This is a genomic window from Planktothrix pseudagardhii (assembly GCF_904830925.1).
In the GTDB taxonomy this organism is placed as follows: Bacteria; Cyanobacteriota; Cyanobacteriia; order Cyanobacteriales; family Microcoleaceae; genus Planktothrix; species Planktothrix tepida.
This window is the reverse complement of record NZ_LR882967.1, coordinates 5,827,939-5,852,216: the sequence shown is the minus strand read 5'-3', so window position 1 is coordinate 5,852,216 and position 24,278 is coordinate 5,827,939. Positions and strand designations below refer to the sequence as shown.

The 24,278-nt window shown below is 40.2% G+C and carries 22 protein-coding genes; 11 read left to right on the top strand and 11 right to left on the bottom strand.

Annotation, left to right across the window (positions count from 1 at the left end):
• Positions 1-166: 166 nt before the first annotated feature.
• Positions 167-1,570: a 3-isopropylmalate dehydratase large subunit gene (leuC, locus tag NMK36_RS25330; protein WP_254174925.1), complete on the bottom strand. Its 1,404-nt coding sequence runs from the start codon at positions 1,568-1,570 to the stop codon at positions 167-169.
• A gap of 181 nt (positions 1,571-1,751) precedes the next feature.
• On the opposite strand from leuC, the gene NMK36_RS25325 reads away from it, so the two are divergent.
• The 3 genes from NMK36_RS25325 (at position 1,752) to NMK36_RS25315 (ending at position 3,824) form a co-directional block, all read left to right on the top strand.
• Positions 1,752-2,234 carry a cupin domain-containing protein gene (locus NMK36_RS25325; RefSeq protein ID WP_254174924.1) on the top strand — a complete coding sequence of 161 codons (483 nt, stop codon included), beginning with the start codon at positions 1,752-1,754 and terminating at the stop codon, positions 2,232-2,234.
• Positions 2,235-2,295: 61 nt separating this feature from the next.
• The gene (locus NMK36_RS25320) at positions 2,296-2,865 is read left to right on the top strand and encodes a Uma2 family endonuclease (RefSeq protein ID WP_254174923.1); all 570 of its coding nucleotides are present in this window, start codon (positions 2,296-2,298) and stop codon (positions 2,863-2,865) included.
• 8 nt (positions 2,866-2,873) lie between these two features.
• Positions 2,874-3,824, top strand: coding sequence for a nucleotidyl transferase AbiEii/AbiGii toxin family protein (locus tag NMK36_RS25315; RefSeq protein WP_254174922.1), 951 nt, complete (start codon positions 2,874-2,876; stop codon positions 3,822-3,824).
• Here NMK36_RS25315 and NMK36_RS25310 read toward each other — a convergent pair.
• The gene (locus NMK36_RS25310) at positions 3,821-4,393 is read right to left on the bottom strand and encodes a Uma2 family endonuclease (RefSeq protein WP_254174921.1); all 573 of its coding nucleotides are present in this window, start codon (positions 4,391-4,393) and stop codon (positions 3,821-3,823) included. The two genes, NMK36_RS25315 and NMK36_RS25310, sit on opposite strands and share 4 nt — an antisense overlap.
• A 220-nt stretch (positions 4,394-4,613) precedes the next feature.
• Here NMK36_RS25310 and NMK36_RS25305 point away from each other — a divergent pair, with 220 nt between their 5' ends.
• Positions 4,614-4,853, top strand: a complete 240-nt coding sequence (locus NMK36_RS25305; protein ID WP_254174920.1) for a type II toxin-antitoxin system Phd/YefM family antitoxin — start codon at positions 4,614-4,616, stop codon at positions 4,851-4,853.
• A gap of 8 nt (positions 4,854-4,861) precedes the next feature.
• Here the strand turns inward: NMK36_RS25305 and NMK36_RS25300 are convergent, their stop codons facing one another.
• The 3 genes from NMK36_RS25300 to NMK36_RS25290 form a co-directional block, all read right to left on the bottom strand.
• Positions 4,862-5,044, bottom strand: a complete 183-nt coding sequence (locus NMK36_RS25300; protein ID WP_254174919.1) for a hypothetical protein — start codon at positions 5,042-5,044, stop codon at positions 4,862-4,864.
• 33 nt (positions 5,045-5,077) lie between these two features.
• Positions 5,078-6,205 (bottom strand): hypothetical protein, encoded by a 1,128-nt coding sequence (locus tag NMK36_RS25295; RefSeq protein ID WP_254174918.1) that lies wholly within the window; start codon positions 6,203-6,205, stop codon positions 5,078-5,080.
• Between the two features lie 236 nt (positions 6,206-6,441).
• The gene (locus tag NMK36_RS25290) at positions 6,442-6,687 is read right to left on the bottom strand and encodes a hypothetical protein (RefSeq protein WP_254174917.1); all 246 of its coding nucleotides are present in this window, start codon (positions 6,685-6,687) and stop codon (positions 6,442-6,444) included.
• A gap of 163 nt (positions 6,688-6,850) precedes the next feature.
• On the opposite strand from NMK36_RS25290, the gene NMK36_RS25285 reads away from it, so the two are divergent.
• Positions 6,851-8,251: an NB-ARC domain-containing protein gene (locus tag NMK36_RS25285; protein WP_254174916.1), complete on the top strand. Its 1,401-nt coding sequence runs from the start codon at positions 6,851-6,853 to the stop codon at positions 8,249-8,251.
• 91 nt (positions 8,252-8,342) lie between these two features.
• On the opposite strand, the gene rsgA is transcribed toward NMK36_RS25285, so the two are convergent.
• From rsgA to grpE, 5 genes are all read right to left on the bottom strand, one after another.
• On the bottom strand, positions 8,343-9,485 hold the full coding sequence (gene rsgA / locus NMK36_RS25280; RefSeq protein WP_438822834.1) for a small ribosomal subunit biogenesis GTPase RsgA: 1,143 nt from the start codon (positions 9,483-9,485) through the stop codon (positions 8,343-8,345).
• Between the two features lie 5 nt (positions 9,486-9,490).
• A complete protein-coding gene (locus NMK36_RS25275) occupies positions 9,491-9,748 on the bottom strand; it encodes a sulfurtransferase TusA family protein (RefSeq protein ID WP_072717941.1) in 258 nt (85 codons plus the stop codon).
• Positions 9,749-9,820: 72 nt separating this feature from the next.
• On the bottom strand, positions 9,821-10,951 hold the full coding sequence (dnaJ, locus tag NMK36_RS25270; RefSeq protein WP_254174914.1) for a molecular chaperone DnaJ: 1,131 nt from the start codon (positions 10,949-10,951) through the stop codon (positions 9,821-9,823).
• A 327-nt stretch (positions 10,952-11,278) separates the two neighbouring features.
• Entirely contained in the window at positions 11,279-13,333 is a 2,055-nt protein-coding gene (gene dnaK, locus NMK36_RS25265; protein WP_254174913.1) for a molecular chaperone DnaK, read from the bottom strand.
• 151 nt (positions 13,334-13,484) lie between these two features.
• Positions 13,485-14,231, bottom strand: a complete 747-nt coding sequence (gene grpE / locus NMK36_RS25260) for a nucleotide exchange factor GrpE (protein ID WP_072717944.1) — start codon at positions 14,229-14,231, stop codon at positions 13,485-13,487.
• A 1,045-nt stretch (positions 14,232-15,276) separates the two neighbouring features.
• On the opposite strand from grpE, the gene NMK36_RS25255 reads away from it, so the two are divergent.
• From NMK36_RS25255 to hisA, 6 genes are all read left to right on the top strand, one after another.
• Positions 15,277-17,280, top strand: a complete 2,004-nt coding sequence (locus NMK36_RS25255; RefSeq protein ID WP_072717945.1) for a GspE/PulE family protein — start codon at positions 15,277-15,279, stop codon at positions 17,278-17,280.
• Between the two features lie 276 nt (positions 17,281-17,556).
• Entirely contained in the window at positions 17,557-18,660 is a 1,104-nt protein-coding gene (locus NMK36_RS25250; protein ID WP_072717946.1) for a type IV pilus twitching motility protein PilT, read from the top strand.
• Positions 18,661-18,762: 102 nt separating this feature from the next.
• Positions 18,763-19,896, top strand: coding sequence for a type II secretion system F family protein (locus NMK36_RS25245; protein ID WP_254174912.1), 1,134 nt, complete (start codon positions 18,763-18,765; stop codon positions 19,894-19,896).
• Positions 19,897-20,061: 165 nt separating this feature from the next.
• Positions 20,062-20,676 (top strand): hypothetical protein, encoded by a 615-nt coding sequence (locus NMK36_RS25240; RefSeq protein WP_254174911.1) that lies wholly within the window; start codon positions 20,062-20,064, stop codon positions 20,674-20,676.
• Positions 20,677-20,818: 142 nt separating this feature from the next.
• On the top strand, positions 20,819-21,208 hold the full coding sequence (locus tag NMK36_RS25235) for a hypothetical protein (RefSeq protein WP_254174910.1): 390 nt from the start codon (positions 20,819-20,821) through the stop codon (positions 21,206-21,208).
• Between the two features lie 96 nt (positions 21,209-21,304).
• Positions 21,305-22,078 carry a 1-(5-phosphoribosyl)-5-[(5-phosphoribosylamino)methylideneamino]imidazole-4-carboxamide isomerase gene (hisA, locus tag NMK36_RS25230; protein WP_254174909.1) on the top strand — a complete coding sequence of 258 codons (774 nt, stop codon included), beginning with the start codon at positions 21,305-21,307 and terminating at the stop codon, positions 22,076-22,078.
• Positions 22,079-22,111: 33 nt separating this feature from the next.
• Here hisA and NMK36_RS25225 read toward each other — a convergent pair whose 3' ends face one another.
• Positions 22,112-24,019, bottom strand: coding sequence for a two-component system response regulator (locus NMK36_RS25225; RefSeq protein WP_190515501.1), 1,908 nt, complete (start codon positions 24,017-24,019; stop codon positions 22,112-22,114).
• Between the last annotated feature and the right edge of the window lie 259 nt (positions 24,020-24,278).

Below are 24,278 nucleotides of genomic sequence, written 5' to 3'. Positions count from 1 at the left end.
TAACAAATCGTTGACTTTGCTCTTTTTACTTGTGTGACCTCTCCCCCAACCCCTCTCCTGCAAGGAGAGGGGAGAATTTTTGTTACTATTAAATCGGCAGTTGCATTTAACAATATCAATGACTCCCCCTTCCCTTGCAGGGAAGGGGGTTGGGGGGTTAGGTCAGTTACAGCAACTCGCGTACATCCGTAACCACCCCGTTAACTGCCGCCGCCACCACCATCGCCGGACTCATCAACAATGTACGTCCGTTGGCGGAACCCTGACGGCCTTTAAAATTGCGGTTGGAAGAGGATGCACTCAGTTGATTTCCCTGTAATTTATCGGGGTTCATCGCCAAACACATGGAACACCCCGCCTCGCGCCATTCAAACCCTGCGGCTTCAAAGATTTTATCGAGTCCTTCCGCTTCCGCTTGTTGCTTCACCCGTTCAGAACCGGGAACCACAAAGGCTTTCACCCCATTTGCGACTTTCCGACCTTGGGCAAATTTAGCGGCTTCCCGTAGGTCACTGAGGCGGCCATTGGTACAACTGCCAATAAAACAGACGTCAACTTTTGTGCCTTTGATGGGGGTTCCAGGGGCAAATTCCATATATTGATAAGCTTCTTGGGCCACATCCCGATCACTTTCTGGAATCTGCTCTAAATCAGGAATCAACTCGTTAACAGCCATTCCCTGTCCGGGGGTAATGCCCCAAGTTAGGGTCGGAGCAATATCCGCAGCATCAAATTTTACCACATCATCATAAACTGCATCCGTGTCACTACGGATACTATTCCACCAAGCAACGGCCTTTTCCCAGTCCTCTCCTTTAGGAACAAAATCTCGACCCCGCAAATAGTCGTAAGTGACCTGATCCGGGTTAACATAGCCACATCGGGCACCGCCTTCAATCGCCATATTACAGATCGTCATCCGTTCTTCCATGGACATCTGCTCAAGGGTGCTGCCAGCGAATTCATAGGCATACCCCACACCGCCTTTCACCCCTAATGTACGGATAATATGCAGCACAACATCCTTGGCATATACCCCCGAAGGTAGTTCTCCATTAACTTCAATCCGGCGCACTTTCAGTTTCCCTAACGCCAAGGTTTGAGAAGCCAAAACATCCCGAACTTGAGACGTCCCGATGCCAAAAGCGATCGCCCCAAATGCCCCATGAGTCGAGGTGTGGGAGTCTCCGCAAGCAATGGTCATCCCCGGTTGAGTTAACCCCTGTTCCGGTGCGATGACGTGAACAATGCCTTGATTTCCCGACCCGATATTGTAAAAACGGATATTGTGTTCTTTGCAGCTTTTCTCTAAGGACTGTATCATTTCTTCCGCCAATACATCCGTAAACGGACGGGCTTGATTATCGGTGGGAACGATATGATCAACTGTAGCGACGGTGCGTTGAGGATACAGTACACTGAGATTGCGATCGCGTAACATCGCAAAGGCTTGGGGACTGGTGACTTCATGGATCAGGTGCAGACCAATGAAGAGTTGAGTCTGTCCTGAAGGAAGAGTTCCAACGGTATGCAACTCCCATACTTTATCAAATAGTGTTCTTTCGCTCATAGAATCTGAAGAATAACCGCGTTTGTAACGCTCTTTATACTGGTATTTATTTTAGCAGTTAATGGCACACCGATGCTTAAAAAAGGATAAAATAACAGATTTTTTTAATCGGATTTTGATAATAACTTTTATACACTGATCAAGATTCACCGTTTGTAACCTCTATTATCGTTATCTCAAAATGCTCAAATTTCACAAACTTCTCCCCCTGGTTGCGCTGACATTTTTAAGTAGTGTTGCGATCGTTAGAAGCCAACAACTGCAAACCCCGACTAATGCTTACACTCAAAAGGTGACTCGTGAAGTCTTAGCCAGTGGTTCTCCCACAGAAGTACAAGGTCGTCTCTTAGAATTAGTTAAATATACGATTCCTCCTAATAGTAAGTTACCCATTCATATTCATCCAGGGATGCAAATTGAACGGGTAGAGTCGGGAACTTTGACTTATACGGTTGTTAAAGGTTCAGCTAAAATTACCCGTTCTAATGGCAAAGAAGAAATGTTAGAAGCCGGACAAACCACCCGTTTAAATGTTGGGGATGCGTTAGTTGAAGTGGGAGGAATGGTACATTATGGTGAAAATGAAACCGATAATCCTGTTATTTTATTATCCGCTTCTTTATTTGAAGAAGGCAAACCTAAAGCGATTTTAATTAATCCTTGAAAATCATTCAAACTTCAATAAAATATGATACAATAACATTTAACTCTACCCTCATTTTATCATGAATCAAACTCTGGCAGAATCAATGAAATGGACGACAGCCGATTTAGAGTTGTTGTCAAATGATGAGTGGAAACGTTATGAAATTATTGCGGGAGAATTATTCGTGACTAGAGCGCCAGATTGGAATCATCAACAAATTTGTGGTAATATCTGTGTAGCATTAGAAATGTGGTCACGTCAAACGCAGTTAGGAGAATCTGTAATTTCCCCTGGAATTGTTTATACTGAATTTGATGATGTTATTCCTGATGTGGTTTGGGTGAGTCGAGAAAAATTAGCAACGTTATTAGATAGTTCAGGACATTTAACAGGTTCTCCTGAATTAGTAGTTGAAGTATTATCCCCAGGGAAAGAAAACGAAAGACGAGATAAACAAGCGAAGTTAAAACTCTATTCGACTCAAGGTGTTCAGGAATATTGGATTGTTGATCGCCATCAACAGCAAGTTCAAGTCTATCGTCGTCAAAATCATCAGTTAATTTTAGCTGAAACGTTATTAATAACTGATGAAATTACTTCTCCCCTTTTACCCGAATTTCGCTGTCAAGTTGAACTATTTTTTAATTAAAAACAATCATGAATCAGCGTTCTATTCCTGAAAAATTACCCTTTTTAGAACGATTATGTTGGCAAAGAATAGGAATTGAGAATTTAACGCCATTGGAAATGCTAAAACGGTATGAACGGGGATGGCATTATCGAGATATTTTTGGGGAAATTAATCCAACGGAAGCCGAATTTATTCAACAACTGGCTCAACAGTATGGTTCTTGGTTATTCAATCAAATGTTTACACAAGACTTTCATCAAAAAATTATTGCTGTTCTCCATCAACTTAATACTAATTTCTTACAAGACTGTCACGCTTATTTTGGCGGAGGAACATTCATCTGTTTAAACTATGGAGAATATCGCCTGAGTAAAGATATTGATTTTCTCTGTTCCACAGGTTCCGGTTATCGATTATTAAGGCAATCTCTGGGCCCAAATAAATATAACGCTTTATTTAATACTCAAAATAATATCACATTTCACCAAGAAATACAAGCCAATCAATATGGAATTAGATTTCCTTTATTAATAGAAGAAACCTTAATCAAATTTGAAATTATTATGGAAGGAAGAATTGAACTAGAAGCACCCGATTTTCCTCAATGGTCGTCTGTTCCTTGTTTAAGTTTAATTGATTGTTTTGCCGAAAAATTATTAGCTAATGCTGACCGATGGATTGATAGTTCAGTAGAATCACGGGATTTAATTGATTTAGCCGTATTAAGATTCAATGCTTCTATTCCTCCCCAAGCGATCGCAAAATCAGAAGCAGCTTATCCGGTAATTAAACCTTTAAAAGAAGCGATCGCAAATTTTCAACAAAAACCAAATTATAGAGACAAATGTTTTCAATCTCTGAGGATTAATAACCCTGTTGCGATTATTGACGGTTTAGATTTATTAGCGGTTGATTTTGGGTTAGAACCCACAGAAAGAACCTTTAGGGAATGTTTAAATCAGGATGAGTTTATTTAACTAGGATTCACCTTTAACCAACTAAAAATATCTCTTAAGGTTAAAGTTAAATTAGAGATAAATTCAGGAACCGGAAGTACAGCATCTAGTTCCTCTAAAAATATTGGTTGTTGTCCTGAAGGATAAACAAAAATAGACTTTTCCTCTGGAACAATTAACCAACCCATCTGGCAACCCGAATTTAAACAATGTAAAATCTTTTGAGTAACTTTAGTGGTGCTTTGTTCAGGTGATAAAATTTCAATCGACCAGTCAGGATGAGCATTAAACGTATTAGCAATATCTCCATCTTCATCAAGGGGAATTCTATCCCACACAAAAACCGCTACATCAGGAACAATAGAACGACTCCCAAAGGTACATCTTAACTCAGGTAAAGCTAATGCGATCGCTTGTTCTTCAGCGATATTATTAATGACTGTAACTAATTTACCTTGTAGTTTACTATGTTTTCCTTGTGGCATGGGTTTCTGGATAATTTGACCATCCATATATTCACTAGCGGGTTTTGTTTCGGGTAACTTCAGAAATTCTTCTAAACTCAATGTTTTGTTAAGAATTTGTACCATTATTAATTCCCTTGTTAAAATTTTAACCAGTTTGATTCAATTATAACCCTGTAGGGGCAAGGTGATCCTGTCCCTACGAGTCTGGGTATATTATCAACAATATTATTAAGCAATATTCAGGTATTGTGATCTGACTAAACCTACCTATTTGTTAAATTATGCCATAATATTATTAAAGGCTAATGTTCGTTATTTTTTTATTCAACAGAGAGGTTAAATAATGTATCACGTTACAGGAGAATACGCTAAAAATAATTTCAGTGAAATTTTAGAAAAAGTCAGTACGGAACCTGGAGGGGTGGTTATTGTTCAGGATAATAAAAGTTTCATCCTCATCAGTCAAGAAGAATTAGAAAGCTGGACAGAAACAGCCGAACTACTGCAAGACAGAACCTTAATTGCTGATATTGAAGCCTCTCGTCAAGAATATCAGCAGGGGGAAGTTTTAACAGTAGAATAAACTTTAAATTAAGAATTATTTAACAGATTATTCAACCTCGACAACCGCTTTTCACGAATAATTGATTCTAATTTAGCATTAATTTCTTCTAACTCTAAATTAAACTGTTCCATTTCTAAATGAGTCCGGCGTAAATTGGCTAATAGTCTTTCTCTTGTTGTCCGATCAGGAATGGGGTGTTGTTGGTTCATGGTAAATTCCACTCTAATTTTACTTATTATAAGCTATGATAATCTTGATAATAAAACTATAAAATATACGTCTTGAGGGTCAATCGATTTATTGTATTTTTCTAATTCTTCTACTCGTTTTTTATAATAATGGGTGTAATCCAAAAAAGCTAAAGCACTACCTATTAAAAAAACGCTAACTATGAAAAATAAATAAGTAAACTTTATTAAAAATAAATAATCAAAGTTTATTAAAAATAAATAAATAAACTTTATTAACCTTATTAAAAATAAAAATATACCTGTTAAAAAATAATATAAAATGCACCTTATAGCAAAGTAAAAACTCTGTCTCAAATACTCGTTACAATAGTATTCAGATATAAAAGACTTGATTTCACCAAATGATACTAATGGTTCTTCTGGGAAAAAATCATAACAAAATTTATGATAATAATCTAACAAGTTATTTTCCACTAACGCATAACCATCGAAGCCAGGAAAATCAGGATAATATCGTCTATTTTTATGGCTTTTTCTTGCATTAAATATTTTTCTAGTTAGATAAGTAGATTTAACAAAACTATTTTTTCTTTCTGTAAGTCCTCCACAAAATTTACATCGAACATAAGGATAATCCATCAAAGTAGAAACACTTTGGCCACCGCATTTAGGACATTGGGCAGTATCTTGGATACGCAAAGGATAGCGATGACTTCTAACAGGTGATAATTCCCAAGGAGCATCATAACCTAGTCGTAAATTAATCATATCTTCTAGATCAGATTTTGACCTAATCATATCTTCAAGCTTTGGGTTTAAATAGATATGAGCATGGACGCGATGATCCCACGTATCTTTACTACTAAATTTAGCAGTATTGGTAAAATTATGTTTACAAGTTTGGCAAGTAAATTTAACGGAATTAAATATGACATCTAGATCTCTTATAATTTCTGGAGCCTTGTGTTTACAAGCTTTACAGAGAGTGATAGGTACCCTGCTTGTAGCGCGACAAGAATAGTCAATGATTTGCCAATACTGCGCTTCAAACTCTGGGATTGCTGTTTTACATTTTTCACAATTAACATATCTAAATTTTGTTTCACCACAGTGAAAACAACTTCTTAAACTACTGTCAAATAATTTTCCACATCGAGGACATTGAATTAACTGAGACATAAGTAAATGACCGGGTTGTTTTATTTTTGGAAATAATAGCTAAAAATTCGGCTGTAATTTTTAAAATTTGATAACAGGACTTAATAAATGCAAAAAAGAGGCTCTGCTTCCGATTAAAAAACAGCAGACGGAGCGTGTAATCTAGTATTGTTAGGTTCTACCTAGCAATCAGGGATTGTTGAGAGTGCCTTTTTCTTGAAATCTGAATATTTGCATCAGAAAAAGGCAGTCGCTGATTAATTAAAACCTGCTGGGATTACCTTAATCCCCTGTTGAGCAGCTAGATAAATTCTATGTCTCCCATTACAAATTTCGTAAGGTCGTGTTCCTCTGTATAGTACAATAGGATGTTTTTTGTCATGAAGCAAACTGGATAGCGAATCAGGAGAATTTTCTAATGCGCGTATTTTAAGCTCATTAAGTTCGCTTCTCTTAGGAATCCTAATATCCGACATTTTTACAGGTACAGTTTCTATATCCATATTTTCATTTTTACTTTACTCAATTTTAATTTAAGAATAGGTCAAACTCAAATCAATGTCAGTCTGAAAAGTAGGAATTTTGACAAAGTTACAAAAGTACGCAAAGTACGAATAGTATTAAAAGTAGGGTAAAATGTGATTACCTTTAACATCTTCTTGGGTTATGGATATTGAAGAAGTCCTAGAACTGGCAGATAATCTCATTTTTACCAAGACAGGAAAACACTTAGATCATCTCCAACAAGCGATTCTGCGAGGTACTATACAAAACTGTACATACTCGGAAATTGCTGAAGATCATTATGCCAGTGAAAGTCATGTTAAATGGGTCGGTTCAGAATTATGGAAAATGATCTCTGAAGAGTTAGGAGAAACGGTTAAAAAATCTAATTTTAGAGCTATATTTGAGAAAGGAAGAATTTATAAGAATCATCAATCAGCTATCGTTAAAAATATAACAGGTGAAAATGTTACAGTTAATAATCATCTAAATGTTTCTTGCAAAACAGCGAAAGCTCAACAACAAAATAAATCAAATCTAAATGATTCCGAAATAACTCCTAATCAACCTTATGTCGATTTAAACGACGCACCAAAAATAACAAAATTTTACGATCGCACTCAGGAACTTTCTACCCTAGAAAAATGGATAATAGAAGATGGAGTTCAGTTAATAACCCTTTTAGGTTTAATTGGAATTGGCAAAACAACCCTTTCCCTTCATTTGATAGATGAAATTAAAAGTAACTTTGATTATATAATTTATCGCAGCCTCAGTTTTGCTCCTACCCTAGATGAAACCTTAACGAACTTGTTAGAAATATTCTGCAATCAAGATAAAATAGAAATTCCCCTAAAGCTAGAAACAAAACTTTCTCAACTGTTCAATTATCTGCGTCAATATCGCTGTCTTATCATCCTAGATGATATCCAAATGCTGTTTTTTGAGGGACAATTGGCAGGTCACTATCAATCTGGTTATGGGAATTATCAACTATTTTATAAAAAAATTGCCGAGGTTTGTCATCAGAGTTGTGTTATCTTAAACAGTTGGGAAAAACCTAGAGAAATTGAAAAAATTGAATTTGAAAATCTTCCTGTTCGTACTTTGATATTAGGAAGTTTAGGTCTAGCTGCTCAAAATATTTTCAGAGATAAAAATTTATCTAATCCTGAAACATGGGATATCTTAATTAATACCTATCAAGGCAACCCTTTATGGTTAGGAATGATAGCAACTCTGATTCAAGAATTATTTAATAGTAGAGTAACTGAGTTTTTGTACTATGATGAGCCGATTTTATGTGACTCCCTGCAAGAGCAACTGAAGCTACATTTTCAACGTTTATCTCCACAGGAAAAAATGTTGATCACTGTACTTTCCAATTCTCCAGAAATATTTAATTTACAGTCTCTTTCAACTCAGACCAAACTATCAAATTCAGATTTATTAAATACTATTCAATCTCTAATCAGGCGTTTTTTAGTAGCCAGAGAAGAAAAAGATAATATGACATTTTTTATTGTGAATCCTCTCTTAAAAGAATATGTTAAAAGGCTTTAAAGTTGGGGTTTTATTTTAGTAGAAATTTTCCCACCCCTAAATCAAAGAAATCTGGGGTTAATTCTGATCTAAAATTTAACGTTAAAAAATCTTACTCTTCTTCACTAAAATCTTCGCATAAATCCTGTAACGTCTGATGTTGAAAACGACGGGAAGAACGACGATATTTTTTACTGGCTAATTTCGGTTCTAATTGTTGTTTACCGCCTGATTTTGATTTAGATTTGACATTGATTTCTACATCTTTTTGTTGTTGAAGCATTTCTTGATGGGCGATCGCAGCTTCTAAAAAATCCAAATAAATCGGATAACGTTCCCAGTCGCCCCGAACACTACAATTAGGTTCATCTCGATGTAAACAATCACTAAACTGGCATTTTCCCTGCTGAAAACGCTGTTTTGCTTCAGGAAAATAATCTGTTAATTCTTCCGGGCTACATTCTAATTCAGGTTGATTAAATCCGGGTGTATCTGCTAATAATCCCCCCGTCGGTAATTGGAATAATTCAACGTGACGAGTTGTATGTCTTCCCCGTCCTAATTTCCCCGACACGCTACCAACTCGTAAATTAATACTGGGAATTAATTGATTAATTAAACTAGATTTTCCGACACCCGAAGGGCCAGAAATCACCGTTGTTTTATCTTGAAGTTGATAGAGTAAAGTAGTCTCTAAAAACGTATTTTCAATTTGAAATAGAGATTTTTGAATAATTTGATGATCAGAATTAACCGTATATTCTAACCCGCTACTCACACTTATAAATAAAGCCTGATATCCCCAATTTAATAAGCGATCGCGCCAGTATAACAACTGTTCTGAGGAGACTAAATCGCATTTATTTAAACACAAACATACTTCTAAACCCGTTGATTCCGCCTTCACTAAAAACCGACTTAAAGCGGTTGCTTCTAGCTCCGGTTCTGCGATCGCAAATACTAATAAAATTTGATTAGCATTAGCAATAGGAGGACGACTCAGTTCTGTCCGGCGGGGAAAAACTTGAGTAATCGCCCCCCGTTTTCCTAACCAGTCCGGTTCTTCCACCACAACTTGATCTCCCACCATCACCTGCTGACCCATTTTTTTCAACAGAGAACGACGGGTACATAACAGGATAGTTTCAGGAAGTGAAGTTGCTTGGGTTTCCAGTTGAACCTGATAGAAATTCGCTTGAACAGCAACAACTGTTCCGATCAGTTCTGGGACATTCAACGGTTCATTGGTTGTCATTGAACTCATTGAACGGTCACAGGACAACGAATTTGCAGGGAGAAAAAGTCCGAACAATCTGTGATTTGCTCAATGTTGTACCCAGCCATCGTTAAACTATCAGGAACTTGCTCAATGGGTTCTCCCGCATCTAACCAAACTTCCAGTAGGGAACCGGGCTGCATCTGTTCTAAGCGTAATTTCGTGCGAACAAAATTGAGGGGACAAGGAGTTCCCCGCAAATCCAATTGAGCATCTGGTTTTAAGTGAGTTGTTTCTGTCATAAAAAGAGGGATAGGTCGTTTGTTATTTGCTGCCTGTTGACCGTTAACAGCTAACAGCCAACGGTCAACTTTTTATTTTTGTTGAAATAAATTACCGAGAAATCCCTCAAGTCCCCCCTTTCCCGTGCGATCGCCCCGAATCTTAACCAACTGTTCCAGAAGTTCCCGCTCTTCTGGAGTTACCTTTGTGGGAATATCGACGAGAACCGTAATTAAATGATCCCCCCGACTCACAGGATTTCCCAGACGAGGAACCCCTTTATTTTCTAGGGTTAATACCGTTCCCGGTTGAGTTCCCGGCGGAATGGTTAATTTCGTGGAGCCATCAACGGTGTCTACATCAAAGTTAAAGCCCAGGATCGCCTGAAGGTAGCTAATTTTCACGTCGGATAGAATATTAATCCCATCCCGTTTAAATTTCGGATCAGGTGCAACGGATAAAAACACATATAAATCCCCAGGCGGCCCTCCCCGTTTCCCGGCATCCCCCTCGGAGGCAACCCGGAGACGAGTACCGTTATCCACCCCGGCGGGAACATTAATTTTAAGTTTTTTCGTGACTTCATTTAACCCACGACCGCCACAGGTGGAACATTTATCCTCAATCATCTGTCCTGTACCATTACAGTTCGGACAAACGGAGACTTGCGTAAAACTGCCAAAGGGGGTACGAGTTGCCCGACGCACTTGACCACTCCCTCCACAGGTGGAACAGGTTTGAGGGCGAGTTCCGGGTTTAGCACCACTTCCGGTGCAGGTTTCACAGGTTTCTAAATGCTTAATGCGGATTTCTTTTTCGCCGCCAAAGATGGCTTCTTTGAACTCTAACCGCAGGTCTAAGCGCAGGTCATCTCCCCGGGCTGGGCCTGTGCGCTTGCGAGCTTGGGCATTACCCCCCATACCCCCGCCAAACCCACTGAAGAAGCTTTCAAAAATATCGGTAAACGGATCGGTAAAGTTGGGGTCAAAACCTCCAGCACCACCTCCTACTCCCGCTTCTCCAAAACGGTCATATCGCGCCCGCATTTCCGGTTCTTTTAAAACTTCATAAGCGCGACTAATTTCTTTAAACCGTTCTTCCGCGCCCGGTTCTTTATTGACATCCGGGTGATATTTGCGAGCTAGGCGACGATAAGCCCGTTTAAGTTCTTCTGTATCTGCGTCGCGGGAGACACCCAATATTTCATAATAATCGCCTGCCATAGAGTATTTTGCCTAAAAATAAATAACAACAATTTTGTTAACGCTTAATCAGTGATAATCAGTAACCCATGTTCCAGTTTCTAGTTTTTAGCTAAAAATTGACAACTATAGCGCTACGCGAAGCGGGAACAGGGAACAGTAAGTTGTGAAAGGCTTTCAGGATTTAGAAATTTCCTAACCTTTTTGCGTAGTGCTATATGACGATTTACGACTCACTCTTCCATTGATTACTGTTTACCGATAACTGATCACTGGTTTAATCCTACATTTGAGACTTTTCAATTCTATCATAAATCCTCAAAAGCCTTCCTCTGTAGGACAAACCTTTCAATTCAGGGTATTGGTAAACGGATTACCAGGATCAGGAGGATCACTGAAGGTGTCTATTCCAGAGGAAGTCTCAATCATGCTGTTGTTCAAGAATAATAATTCACTACTGGTAGGTTTTGCCTCTTCTTCATCTTCATCTTCGTCTTCCTGTGTTTCCTCTAGTTTATCTTCTACCGCTTGTACAGAAGCCTCAAATTCTGAAGACTCCGAAGCAACAGATGAAGCGGAAGACGAATTCTGACCGGCTTGTTCATAAATCTCTGAAGCCAAAGCATACAACATTTCTTGGAAGGATTCTAACTGTTTTTTCATATCCTCATGGGAAATATTGGGATTAGCAACCGCTTGTTTTAAAGCCGCAGCTTCTTTGCGAACTCGTTCTTTGAGATCATTACTAATCTGATCAGCCTTGCCTTTGAGGGTTTGTTTACAATTAGCAAACAAAGTTTCGGACTGATTTTTAAGTTCTACCACTAACCGACGTTTTTCGTCCTCATCAGCGTAAATTTCTGCCTCTTGACGCATTCGTTCAATTTCTGCTTCCGTCAATCCTCCGGTATTACTAATTTCAATCCCTTGTTCTCGTCCCGTCCCTTTATCTTCCGCTAAAACTTTTAGAATTCCATTGGCATCGAGATCAAACGCCACTTCAATTTGAGGAACTCCCCGTTTAGCCGACGGAATTCCATTCAGGAGGAATTTTCCTAAACTTTTATTATCCTTCGCCATTGCCCGTTCTCCTTGGAGAACGTGAATTTCCACAGAGGTTTGTCCGTCAACGGCGGTGGAAAACATTTGAGAACGGCTCGTGGGGATTGTTGTATTGCGTTCAATAATTTTAGTAAAAACTCCTCCCAAGGTTTCTAATCCTAGAGATAAAGGAGTAATATCTAATAACAATAAATCTTTGACTTCTCCTGCTAACACTCCCGCTTGAATGGCAGCCCCTAAAGCAACGGCTTCATCGGGGTTAACAGAACGGTCTGGGGTTCTTCCTCCAAAATATTCACTAATAGCTTGTTGAACCGCCGGAATTCGCGTAGATCCCCCGACTAAAATAATGCGATTCACCTGATTAGGTTGTAAACTGGCATCTTTCAACGCTTGGATGACGGGTTCAATGGTACTGTCTACCAACGGTTTAACTAAACCCTCAAATTCGGTGCGACTGAGTTCTAGTTCTAAATGTTTTGGCCCGGAATCATCGGCGGTAATAAACGGCAAATTAATCGAGGTGGTGTTGCGACTGGATAACTCGATTTTGGCTTTTTCTGCGGCTTCTCGTAACCGTTGTAATGCCATTTTTTCCGTTAAGAGGTTGATGCCTTCCTGGGTTTTGAATTTTTGGATCATCCACTGCACCAGACAGTTATCAAAATCATCCCCGCCCAGATGGTTGTTTCCTGCCGTTGATTTGACTTCAAAAATCCCATCTCCCAGTTGTAGAATCGAGACATCAAAGGTACCCCCACCCAAGTCAAAGACCAGAATTTTCTGATCTTGATCTTGTTTATCTAAGCCATAAGATAAAGCTGCTGCTGTGGGTTCATTGATAATCCGTAAGACATCTAAACCCGCAATGGTTCCCGCATCCTTGGTTGCCTGTCGTTGAGCATCGGTAAAATAAGCTGGAACTGTAATCACTGCTTGAGTGACCGTTGCTCCTAAATAAGCTTCTGCATCTTCTTTGAGCTTTTGCAACACCATCGCCGAGATTTCTTGGGGAGTGTAGACTTGGTTGCGAATTTGGACATTAACGGTGTTGTCCTTGCCTTTGACACAAGTATAGGGAACCCGTGAGCGTTCTTCCTCGGTATCTTCCCAGCGACGTCCGATAAATCGCTTAATACTGTAAACCGTATTTTCGGCATTCGTAACCGCTTGTCGCTTACCCAACTGGCCCACTAACCGATCGCCATATTTACCAAATCCGATAATACTCGGTGTGGTTCGTCCTCCTTCAGAATTAGCGATTACGATCGGTTTACCGGCTTCTAACACAGCAACACAACTGTTCGTTGTCCCTAAGTCGATGCCAATGACTTTTCCCATAGCTCCTCGACGATGAATGTTTGCAATACTGATCCTGAAATCAGCAATTTTTCCAGATTCTTACGGGATAAAATCGCTTTGATCCAGATGGCTTCAGGTGATAGATTTAGAGTTCCCTCCTATGGCTAGTTCCTTGTCCCTGAGCAACACCTTATGCTTCAGATGGAGTTTCTTCGGCGGTAGATTCTGTAGAATCGGGTTCAGGAGCCGTTGCTACTTTGACCATCGCATGGCGTAAAACCTTTTCTCCCAACTGATAACCGTGCATTAAATCTTCAATCACAGTTCCTTCAGGATAGGCATCCGTTGCTTCACGCATCACCGCTTCATGTAAATTGGGATCAAAAGGCTGCCCTTCTGGACGCATCACAGATACCCCCAGTTGTTTGAGACAATCCACCATTAATTTATAAACCCCTTGGTAACTCTTGTGGATATTCATTTCTGAATCGGTTTGGGGTTTAATTTGGGATCTAGCGCGGTCAAAATTATCCACAACCGGGAGTAATGGCTTCAGAGTTGAACCTTTGATGGTGATTTCTAACTCTTCTTTTTCCTTTTGAGTGCGTTTGCGGAAGTTCTCAAAATCTGCCGCCAAACGCCGATATTGACCACTAACATCTTCTAATTGTGCCTTGAGGGCCGCATTGGCTTCCGCTAAAGCCATGACTTCAGCATGAAGTCCTTCCCCCGTTGACTCGATTTCCTGGCCAAAAGTTTTTTCAGAGGGTGCTTCGGTAGCGGATTCGTCCGTCCCGACCTCTGGGTAGGAACTTGATTCCGTCGCTGTTGTCCCCTCAGCATCCAAATTATCGGAGTTCGGGACATCCGACTCTGAGGTTGAATAGGATTGACCCGTTAGTTCATCAGGAGTATTAGCCGTTGAATTAGGCATCATAATGGTACTGTTTGTCCTTGTTAATCACAGAAAATCAGCGTGAGTCCTTAACCCTTACACGGCTGAGGAGTAACCCCGCTATCCATCATCATCGCAAAAATGGGTAGAAACCCCGTCCCTTCGACAGCCCTTCGACAAAGCTTAGGGCAAGGCTCAGGGCTGACTCTATTTAGGACGGCTTTTATTTCCCCTTTCGGGGTAGAGGGGCAATCAATCATACCCCTGTGTAGAGGTATGGTTGCCTCCTAACACCTATTTCTAGGGTAAAGTTAGCTGAGTGCTTCGCACACGCTACGCGAACGCCAAGGTTTTAAGAGCTTGTTAGGCTAGTAGCACTTCCTTAACCCGATAAAGATGTTTAACTACTAACGACAGAGCTAGGGACTAGCTACGCATCCACAGGGTGTCATAACTCAAAAAACGTAGTGCACAAGGCACTTAGGCTGGTCAACTATCACGCTCTAGTGAGGCATGACTTCGCGTAGCCTGCGCTCCGCCCATAGCCCCGTTACTTCAGTACGGGGTGCTGACGACATTTCGTTACTTTAAAAATTTTAATCAAAATCATATCTTAAAATACATCCTCAAGGTGAGGTAAACCGTTATGATCAAGATGGAGCCTTAAAATGCTGGGTAGGGGGTTTACAAGATGGGATGGGTTGAGCTAAGGATGCGTACAGGAGGAGATCAATCAGCCCCCTGAACTTCTCTTAGATGCAGATCGGAATTGAGAACGAGAAGGTTGGGTTAAAATTGACACATCAGAGGGAATTCTATTCCCTTAAAACCCACAGCCACCCTAGATGCTTGATAATTGCGGTTGTGTTCTGAGTAACTTAACTCTGAGATGGGTTAGAGGGAAGCCCCGGGACATTTAACCTTTGTGCGGGTTGGAGCTAGGGAAAGTTTCACGCTGTATTTCTTGCCAAAATCAGCGTCGGATACAGGTACACCTCAAACCCATCGTGTCCATTAATCCTGAAAACTAAGTGATTATCGTGACATCAACGCATTAATACAATGACATAGACCTTAATTTTAAGCTATGACGAACACATCCCAAAGACGCGCCCTAGTTGTTCAAAGTACCACTCCCTTTGGCAACAAATTAATTCAATCAGGCTATATTAATCCAGAGCAACTTCAGCAAGCCCTCAAAACCAGTCGTTCAGGTCAACCCCTGACAGAAGTTTTGGAATCGATGACGGGTCGCCCCCTTCCTCCCGACTTGGCACGTCAGTATAAAAAACAACAGCTATTTGAACTGAGAATCATTCACGGGGTCGAAGCGTATGATCCTGAAATTGAACCGATGTCGAATGAAGAACTCGAACAAATGCTGCATACGCTTGATACCAGTTTAGAAACCTGTAAACGCCATCGCTTCATCCCTTTACGCAAACCTGAAAGTGATCCGACTTCGGTGTTGATTGCCATGGTTGACCCCGACAACCTGAATGCGTTGGAGGAGTTAAGAAATCAAATTTTGCGACCCAAGCAGTTGAAACTCCAACGGCGGGTGATTACTCAGGAAGATTATGATCAAATTATTTCCACCTATAGTAACGAAGACGTTAAACGCAAAGCCGCCGAAGCCGCTAAACGTGAACAAGAGAAATTAGAGTTTACCGCCGGAGATTTTGAAACCACCGACCTCGAAGAAGTAGGCGATGAATCTGGTGGGATGGATTTGTCGGAGGAAATCGAACAAGCGGAAACCGCCCCGGTTATTAAGGCTGTCAACGTGATTTTAGCCAAAGCCCTCTCGGAGGGGGTATCTGATATTCACGTTGAACCCCAGGAACATGAAATGCGAATTCGGATGCGGAAAGATGGGGTGTTACAGGAATATTATAAATTTCCCAAAAAAGTAATTCCGGCGATTACTTCCCGGTTTAAAATTCTCGCAGAAATGGATATCGCCGAACGTCGTCAAGCCCAAGATGGTCGGATTCGCCGTAAATTCCGAGGACGGACGGTAGACTTCCGGGTGAATAGTCTACCGAGTCGCTACGGGGAAAAAATTGTATTACGGATTCTCGATAGTTCTTCAACCCAATTAGGGTTAGATAAATTAATTACGGATCAAGAAACCTTAGCCTTAGTTCGGGAAACCGCATCTCGTCCTTTTGGTTTGATATTAGTTACAGGGCCAACGGGGTCAGGAAAATCCACCTCTCTGTATTCGGTTTTAGCAGAAAAAAATGATCCGGGGATTAATATTAGTACCGCAGAAGATCCGATTGAATATGCCTTACCTGGGATTACCCAATGTCAGGTAATTCGGGAGAAAAATTTAACCTTTGCTAATATTTTACGGGCATTTTTACGACAAGACCCGGATGTTTTATTAGTGGGGGAAACACGGGATTTAGAAACAGCAAAAACCGCTATTGAAGCAGCATTAACCGGACACTTAGTGTTAACCACATTACACACCAACGACGCAGCAGGTGCCATTGCTCGTTTGGATGAAATGGGGGTAGAACCGTTCATGGTGTCGGCTGCTTTGTTAGGAATTCTCGCCCAACGGCTGATGCGGCGCGTTTGTGGGGAGTGTCGGCTTCCTTATACCCCGGCTCCTGAAGAATTAGGTCGTTATGGGTTATCGGCTTCTCAAGAAGTCAATATTACTTTTTATAAAGCGAATACCATTGCGGTTGAAGAACGGAAGCATTTAGCAGATATGGGCCAATTGTGTAAAAAATGTAGTGGACTCGGCTACAAAGGTCGGGTAGGGGTCTATGAATTCCTGAAGGTGACCGAACGAATGCAAACCCTGATTACCAAAGGTGCTCCCACTGAACAAATTAAGGAAGCAGCCGTTGAAGAAGGGATGAAAACTTTATTAGCCTATAGTTTGCAGTTAGTCCGTGAAGGGTACACCACCTTTGAGGAAGTGGAACGGGTAACGTTTACAGACTCCGGTTTAGAAGCCGAACTCAAAGCCAAACGCAAACAAGGCTTAACCTGTAAGAGTTGCGTAGCGGAATTAAAACCGGAATGGTTAGACTGTCCCTATTGTATGACACCCCGCTTTATCAGCTAATCAGTTATCAGTTGTCAGTTATCAGTTAACAGTTGTCAGTTATCAGTTACCAGTGATCAGTTATCAGTGCAGGAATTGGCCAGTTCCTTAACTATTAGCTATTAATTCTTGACTCTTAACGGATAACTGATAACTGATGACTGATCACTGATAACTGGTAACTGATAACTGATTTTTGGGAACACTATGAAAAAATCTTAATTTTCACGGTCAACAATCAGAGACGTGCCATGGCACGTCTGCACACAGTCAACAAAAGATTAGAGGAGAATAATTATGCCGGGATTAATGATTGAAGACATTTTAGAGTCTTTAGTCGAGCAAGGTGGCTCTGATATTCATATTCAAGCCGGTGCCCCTATCTTCTTTCGGATTAGCGGGAAACTCACCCCTCAGCCCCAATTTGGAGAAACCCAATCCGCCGAAGAGGTGCAAGTTCTGATTTACCAAATGCTGAATAATATGCAGCGTAAGCAGTTAGAGCAGGAGTGGGAATTAGATTGTGCTTACGGGGTACGAGGATTAGCTCGGTTCCGGGTCAATGTCTATCGAGAACGGGGATGTTGGGCGGCTTGTTTGCGGGCATTAGCCTCTAAGATTCCCAATGCTGATAAATTAGGGGTTCCCCAAGTGATTCGGGATATGACGGAACGCCCACGGGGAATGGTATTAGTCACAGGTCAAACGGGTTCGGGTAAAACCACAACCATGGCAGCTTTGTTAGACTTAATTAACCGGACTCGCTCTGAACATATTCTAACGGTGGAAGACCCGATTGAATATGTGTTTCCCAATATTAAAAGTTTGTTCCACCAGCGACAAAAGGGAGAGGACACCAAAAGCTTTGCAAATGCCCTCAAAGCAGCTTTGCGCGAAGACCCCGATATTATTCTGGTGGGAGAGATGCGGGACTTAGAAACCATTGGTCTAGCGATTTCGGCGGCAGAAACGGGTCACTTAGTCTTTGGAACCCTGCACACCAACTCCGCAGCCGCAACCGTAGACCGGATGTTAGACGTATTCCCCCCCGTTCAACAACCCCAAATCCGAGCACAGTTATCCGGTTCACTGGTGGGGGTTTGTAGTCAAAACTTGGTTCCCGCCATTGGAGGAGGTCGTCGGGCGGCGATCGAAATTATGGCTAATACTCCTGCTATGGCTAACCTGATTCGGGAGGGAAAAACTTCTCAAATTTACTCCCAAATTCAAATGGGGGCAAAATTAGGAATGCAAACGATGGAAATGGCTTTGGCGAAACTCTATAACGAAGGTCAAGTCACTTGGGAAGCGGCCATGAGTAAGTCGTCTAAACCCGATGAATTAGAACGTTTAATTGGCCCTGCTCCCTCCGCCGCTAAGGGACAAAAAGCCAAAGCTTAATCAAGTATCCGCATCATCAGTTATCAGTTATCAGTTATCAGTTATCAAGTATCCGCATCATCAGTTATCAGTAAAAAATTAATACTGAGTAGGTAAAAATTTATGGCAGGGAGTGTAGTTCGCAGTCAAGTCAGAAACCGAGGTTTTGACTTTAAACGAATTGAAGAAAGTATTAGCATTGCTCTGGCAACGATTACCGTTAAAGACTTAGCGATTTTTGCCCGTCAATTTGCATCCATGTTTAACGCCGGGATTGCGATGGCAAGATGTTTGAGTGTTTTAAGTGATCAATGTAGTAATGCTAAGTTAAAAAATGCCTTAACTTCCATTCGGGCTGATGTGGAAGAAGGGACAGAACTTTCCGTAGCAATGAGGAAATTTCCTGATATTTTTGATCAGCTTTTTATTAGTATGGTATCTGCTGGAGAAACCGGGGGGGTTTTAGATGAAGTCTTAGAACGGCTAGCAGTAATGATGGAAAAAAACCACAAAACCCAAGCCGAAATTAAGTCCGCTATGTCCTATCCCAAAACGGTGTTTTTTATTGCCATTACCATCTTTTTTGGGATGACAACTTTTTTACTCCCCACCTTTGCTAAGGTGTTTCAGGATATTGGGGCAACACTACCAATGTTTACCCAGATCATGCTCAATATTAGTGCCTTTTGTAGAACCTGGCCCCCCATTCCACAAGCCATTGTAATCGGGACGTTGGTAGGGTTATTGTTTGCTTATAAAACCGCCTATAAAACCCCTGGGGGAAGAATGTTTTTTGATAAGCTATTTTTGAAGTTACCGATTTTTGGAAACCTGATTCAAATTTCGGCTGTGGCGCGGTTTTGTACAATTTTTGGAAGCTTAACCCGGTCTGGGGTTCCGATTATGAACTCTCTGGAAATTGTGGAAGAGGTGGCAGGAAATGCGGCCATCGCTTTATGTATTAGAAATGCCAGAGATTCTATTCAACAAGGCGGTTTAATTAGTTTAGCTTTACAAGAAGGCAATGTATTTCCTCCTTTGGCTATTCAAATGATTGCAATTGGAGAAGAATCAGGGGAACTCGACAAAATGTTAATGAAAGTAGGGATCTTCTATGAAACGGAAGTGGAAGAAGCTGTAAAAGGACTTACCAGTATGTTAGAACCCCTAATGATTGTGATGGTAGCTGGAATTGTGGGTTCAATTTTGCTATCGATGTATCTGCCTATGTTTGCCGTGTTTGAAAAAATTGGCTAATTCCAAAACCCAGAAAATTAGATGGTATATCAAACACAACTTTCAATAAGAATTACGAATTACGAATTACGAATTACGAATTGTAATTTGTAATTCGTAATTAAATGTTGATTCTACCTATTACCCCATTAACCAATGCTGTAAACGTTTTATTTGAAATGATTTATGTCTATTCTAAAATCCCATTATGAAGCGTTGCTGGCAGAATATAGTAATTCGGAAGCAGCCATTACTTTACTGAAGCAACATCGTCCTTATTTTGAAATGGTTCCGAGTATTCGCCGTTCTGATGATAGTGTGATTACCATTCCGTTACCGATTGTACGTTTACGACACGGAGTTTCCTATTCAGGACAGCAGGGAATTAGTATTAAACCAGGGGATGCGGTGGGTTTACCCTGCGATATTGGACTTTTGATGTGTGATCCAGAATGGAAAGTTAAAATTGGGGCGGAGATTTTTATTTTTATTCACCGTCCTCAAGAAGAATTATCGGATTTATTAGCCCGTTGGCGATTAACCCAAGTGTTATTAGATCAAGATTATGAATGGATAATGCCTCACCATTATAAACACATTGATTCTCAAGAGGCTGATGATATTTATCCCCTATTTGTTTTATTTCCTGAAACATCAGAACGGATTAAACGGGGTTTAATTGGTGCTAATTTACCGTTTGTTATTCACTCTGTAGAGGAAATGGCTGATAATTATGAATATCCTGATCTCGATCAAATTGAATCAGAAGAATATCAGGAATTTGGCGGAGAGTGGGGATAAGTCCCTGGTGAATGTTGGGTCTGGGGGATGGGAAGGAACTTAATGGATCAAAATATCTGGATTAAAAATCAATTGGGGTCGGCTAATTTTAAAATCTCCTGCTATCATTACCAAATTAAACATCCCCAATATGGCAATCATCATGAACAAACTCAAACCCTTACTCCTGAGCCTCTTAGCTACAGCAACTTTGAGTGCTGTGTTCTCTCCGGTGTCGCAAGCGAGTCCTTGTCCTTTTAGCAAATATAAGTCTAATGGGTTGTTGACAAATTCTAACTTTAATTCCGGTTCGGTGTGGACAAAAATTCCCCCGATTAAACCGGATTATGGCATCATTGCTGGATTAGCCCTCGGAACAACCGGGTTATTAGGATTAGGAAGTATTTATCTCAAAGGTCGTTCGGAAGGTGCTAAAGCCATGACAGAAGCCGTTTATGTGGAACATCCTGAAGCTCCAGGGGGTGCGTTAGATATTGCTTCTGACCCGACCCCAACTGATTCAACTCCTGAAAAAGAAACCGTTTTAATCTAGTTAGAATCTAACACTTTGATCACCACAGAATAAAACCCGCAAAGCGGGGGTTTTATTCTGTGGGAAACTGAGTATTGTTGATCATAAACCCATCCCATGAATATTATTCCAGCCATTGATTTATTAGACGGACGTTGTGTTCGATTATATCAAGGAGACTATAACCAAGCTCAAACCTTTAATGATGACCCCATTGCGGTTGCTCAAGATTGGGTTGAACAAGGAGCAACAAGGTTGCATTTAGTAGATTTAGATGGAGCAAAAACTGGAAAACCTACAAATTATCAGGTGATAGAAGCGATCGCAAATACGATTAATATTCCGGTACAAGTTGGCGGAGGATTACGCACCCGTGACAACGTAGCCACCCTATTCAATTTAGGAGTAGAACGGGCAATTTTAGGAACGATTGCAGTCGAACAACCTCAATTAGTTGCGGATTTATGTGCAGAATTTCCGGGTCATATTGCGGTAGGAATTGATGCTAGAAATGGCAAAGTTGCGACAAAAGGATGGTTAGAAACCTCAGAAATTTTAGCGACGGATTTAGCCGAACAAATGGCACAGTTAGGGGTTGTCACGATTATTTATACTGATATTCATCGGGATGGAACCCTCATTGGGCCAAATCTTGAGGCTTTACGAGAAATTGCTAATGTCGTTTCAATTCCAGTGATTGCTTCTGGAGGAGTGAGTTCGATTACAGATTTATTAAGTTTATTATCCCTGGAACCTTTAGGGGTCACTGATGTAATTGTGGGACGAGCACTTTATACCGGGGATATTAATTTAAAAGAAGCAATTCAAGCCGTCGGTCAAGGACGATGGCAAGATGTTCCCTCCGATTTTGGAAACTCTGCCTTTGGTTAATTGTTAAGGTCGAGATTTAGTTCAAGAATGGGTTTACATCAGTAAGGCTTTAACCCGTTCTTGCTTCCATTGAGAGGTTAACAAGGCTGCAATATATTGAGTTGCATCAATAGAATTTAAGGGTTTTGAAAATAAAAATCCTTGTCCCCATTCACATCCTAATAAGGATAATTGATTCAGTTGGGATTTTGTTTCAATTCCTTCCGCGACGACATCCATTCCTAATCCATGAGCTAAGGTAATAATGGTTCTAATTAACTCAATTTCTCCTTGATTTGAACCAATTTGACGCACAAAAGAGCGATCAATTTTTAAGGTATCAATGGGGAATTCATGAAGACGACTGAGGGAAGAATATCCCGTCCCAAAATCATCAATACAAAATTGAATTCCTAGATTTTTCAGCCTTTTTAAAGCTTCAATGTGATGAGATCCAGTTTTCAGTAACGAGCCTTCTGTAATCTCAAATTTGATTTGATGTCTTTTAATTTTGAAATGCGAAAATAGCTCTTGAACTTGTTCAGAGAAAGAAACCAGCATTAATTGTTGAGGTGCAACATTAACATTAATCGCAAGTTCTGAAAATCCAGGAAACTGTTCCTGCCAAATTTCAATTTGGTTTAAAGCAGTTTTGATCACCCACCATCCTAACTCAATAATTAATCCGGTTTCTTCCGCCACAGGAATAAATTGATCTGGAGGAATCATACCTTTTTGCGGATGATGCCAACGAATTAACGCTTCAAATCCTAATTTTTGGAAGTTGGGAAGAGAAATAATAGGTTGATAATAGAGAGAAAATTCCTCATTTTGAATAGCACGCCTGAGATCATTTTCTAACTGTAAACGACTCATGGCTTGTTGTTGCAATTCACTGGTTAAAAGTTGATAACAACCTTTGCCATTTGCTTTCGCAGAATACATGGCTACGTCAGCATCTCGCAGGATATCTTCGGGGTGATCATATCCAAATTTACTAAATGTAATTCCTATACTCCCCCCCGTATAGACTTCATATTGATTTAATTGAAAAACGGGACTTAACACATCTAAAATTTTTTGAGCAATGGTCATAACCTCCTGCTCATCGCTAATTTTTTCAACAATAATAACAAATTCGTCTCCTCCTAAACGAGCAATATGGAGATTAGAGGTTAAGCAAGATTCTAAGCGTTTAGCAACCTTTTGTAACAGTTTATCTCCTAATAAATGACCTAAGCTATCATTAATAACATTAAAGCGATCTAAATCTAAAAACAAGACAGCATAATGATAATTAAAGTCAGATTTAGCTTGTTCAATTAAGGTTTTAAGTTGAGAAATACACCAAGCTCGATTGGGAAGTCCTGTCAGTGGATCATGATAAGCTTTATAGTGTAATTGCTGTTCTCTCTCTAATAGTTTTTGTTGTGCCTGCTGTAATTCCTCTAAGGTACTTTGCAGTTGGGAGGTACGTTCTTCTACTCGTTTTTCTAATTCTAAATTTAGCTGATTTAAAGCTTGTTCTGCTTGTCTTTTTTCCTGAATTTCAGACTTTAATTGAGAATTTAAAGCATAAAGCTTTAAGTGCAGATTAATCCGGGCTAAGATTTCACTTTGATCAAAAGGCTTGGTAATATAATCTACAGCCCCTAAGTTTAATCCTTTAACTTTTTGTTGGGTTTCTGCTAATGCTGTTATAAAAATAACAGGGATTTCACTATAGGCAGGATTGGCTTTTAAATGAGTGCAAATCTCAAATCCATCCCAATCCGGCATCATCACATCTAATAAGATTAAATCAGGCGTATTTTGGTCAATAATTTCCAGACCACTTTCTCCATCTAATGCTTTCCAAACTTCAAATCCAGCATAATCAAGATACTCAAATAATAAGTCAACATTGATAGGGTTATCATCAATAATTAAAATTTTGTATCTGGGCTTGACTACAGTATTCATACAATCTACTCCTATGGGATATGTTTCAATTCAGCCGGAATTTTGCTCAAATTGAATATAAATTTAAACTAGGCTTTGATGTCCTATCAATGTGTTAATCAAAGGATGAAATTTTGGGTTCTCAAGCATTCCTGATCTTTGTGTTGCGATGTCTGCTTTGAACTGATAACGAGGGTTCAAACGAGGGAAAAAGGGGTGATAGATACACAGGATCAAGAATTAATAGCGATTATGACTACTTTGATGATCAGATCAGGAA

Coding starts and splice junctions, on each gene's coding strand:
- NMK36_RS25320 (WP_254174923.1), top strand. CDS start 2,296: ATGAATCAAACTCTGGCAGAATCAATGAAATGGACGACAGCCGATTTA.
- leuC (WP_254174925.1), bottom strand. CDS start 1,570: ATGAGCGAAAGAACACTATTTGATAAAGTATGGGAGTTGCATACCGTT.
- NMK36_RS25250 (WP_072717946.1), top strand. CDS start 17,557: ATGCCGGGATTAATGATTGAAGACATTTTAGAGTCTTTAGTCGAGCAA.
- hisA (WP_254174909.1), top strand. CDS start 21,305: ATGAATATTATTCCAGCCATTGATTTATTAGACGGACGTTGTGTTCGA.
- NMK36_RS25300 (WP_254174919.1), bottom strand. CDS start 5,044: ATGAACCAACAACACCCCATTCCTGATCGGACAACAAGAGAAAGACTA.
- grpE (WP_072717944.1), bottom strand. CDS start 14,231: ATGATGCCTAATTCAACGGCTAATACTCCTGATGAACTAACGGGTCAA.
- NMK36_RS25255 (WP_072717945.1), top strand. CDS start 15,277: ATGACGAACACATCCCAAAGACGCGCCCTAGTTGTTCAAAGTACCACT.
- NMK36_RS25310 (WP_254174921.1), bottom strand. CDS start 4,393: ATGGTACAAATTCTTAACAAAACATTGAGTTTAGAAGAATTTCTGAAG.
- NMK36_RS25325 (WP_254174924.1), top strand. CDS start 1,752: ATGCTCAAATTTCACAAACTTCTCCCCCTGGTTGCGCTGACATTTTTA.
- NMK36_RS25275 (WP_072717941.1), bottom strand. CDS start 9,748: ATGACAGAAACAACTCACTTAAAACCAGATGCTCAATTGGATTTGCGG.
- NMK36_RS25240 (WP_254174911.1), top strand. CDS start 20,062: ATGTCTATTCTAAAATCCCATTATGAAGCGTTGCTGGCAGAATATAGT.
- dnaJ (WP_254174914.1), bottom strand. CDS start 10,951: ATGGCAGGCGATTATTATGAAATATTGGGTGTCTCCCGCGACGCAGAT.
- NMK36_RS25225 (WP_190515501.1), bottom strand. CDS start 24,019: ATGAATACTGTAGTCAAGCCCAGATACAAAATTTTAATTATTGATGAT.
- rsgA (WP_438822834.1), bottom strand. CDS start 9,485: ATGACAACCAATGAACCGTTGAATGTCCCAGAACTGATCGGAACAGTT.
- NMK36_RS25290 (WP_254174917.1), bottom strand. CDS start 6,687: ATGGATATAGAAACTGTACCTGTAAAAATGTCGGATATTAGGATTCCT.
- NMK36_RS25245 (WP_254174912.1), top strand. CDS start 18,763: ATGGCAGGGAGTGTAGTTCGCAGTCAAGTCAGAAACCGAGGTTTTGAC.
- NMK36_RS25235 (WP_254174910.1), top strand. CDS start 20,819: ATGAACAAACTCAAACCCTTACTCCTGAGCCTCTTAGCTACAGCAACT.
- NMK36_RS25285 (WP_254174916.1), top strand. CDS start 6,851: ATGGATATTGAAGAAGTCCTAGAACTGGCAGATAATCTCATTTTTACC.
- NMK36_RS25295 (WP_254174918.1), bottom strand. CDS start 6,205: ATGTCTCAGTTAATTCAATGTCCTCGATGTGGAAAATTATTTGACAGT.
- NMK36_RS25315 (WP_254174922.1), top strand. CDS start 2,874: ATGAATCAGCGTTCTATTCCTGAAAAATTACCCTTTTTAGAACGATTA.
- dnaK (WP_254174913.1), bottom strand. CDS start 13,333: ATGGGAAAAGTCATTGGCATCGACTTAGGGACAACGAACAGTTGTGTT.
- NMK36_RS25305 (WP_254174920.1), top strand. CDS start 4,614: ATGTATCACGTTACAGGAGAATACGCTAAAAATAATTTCAGTGAAATT.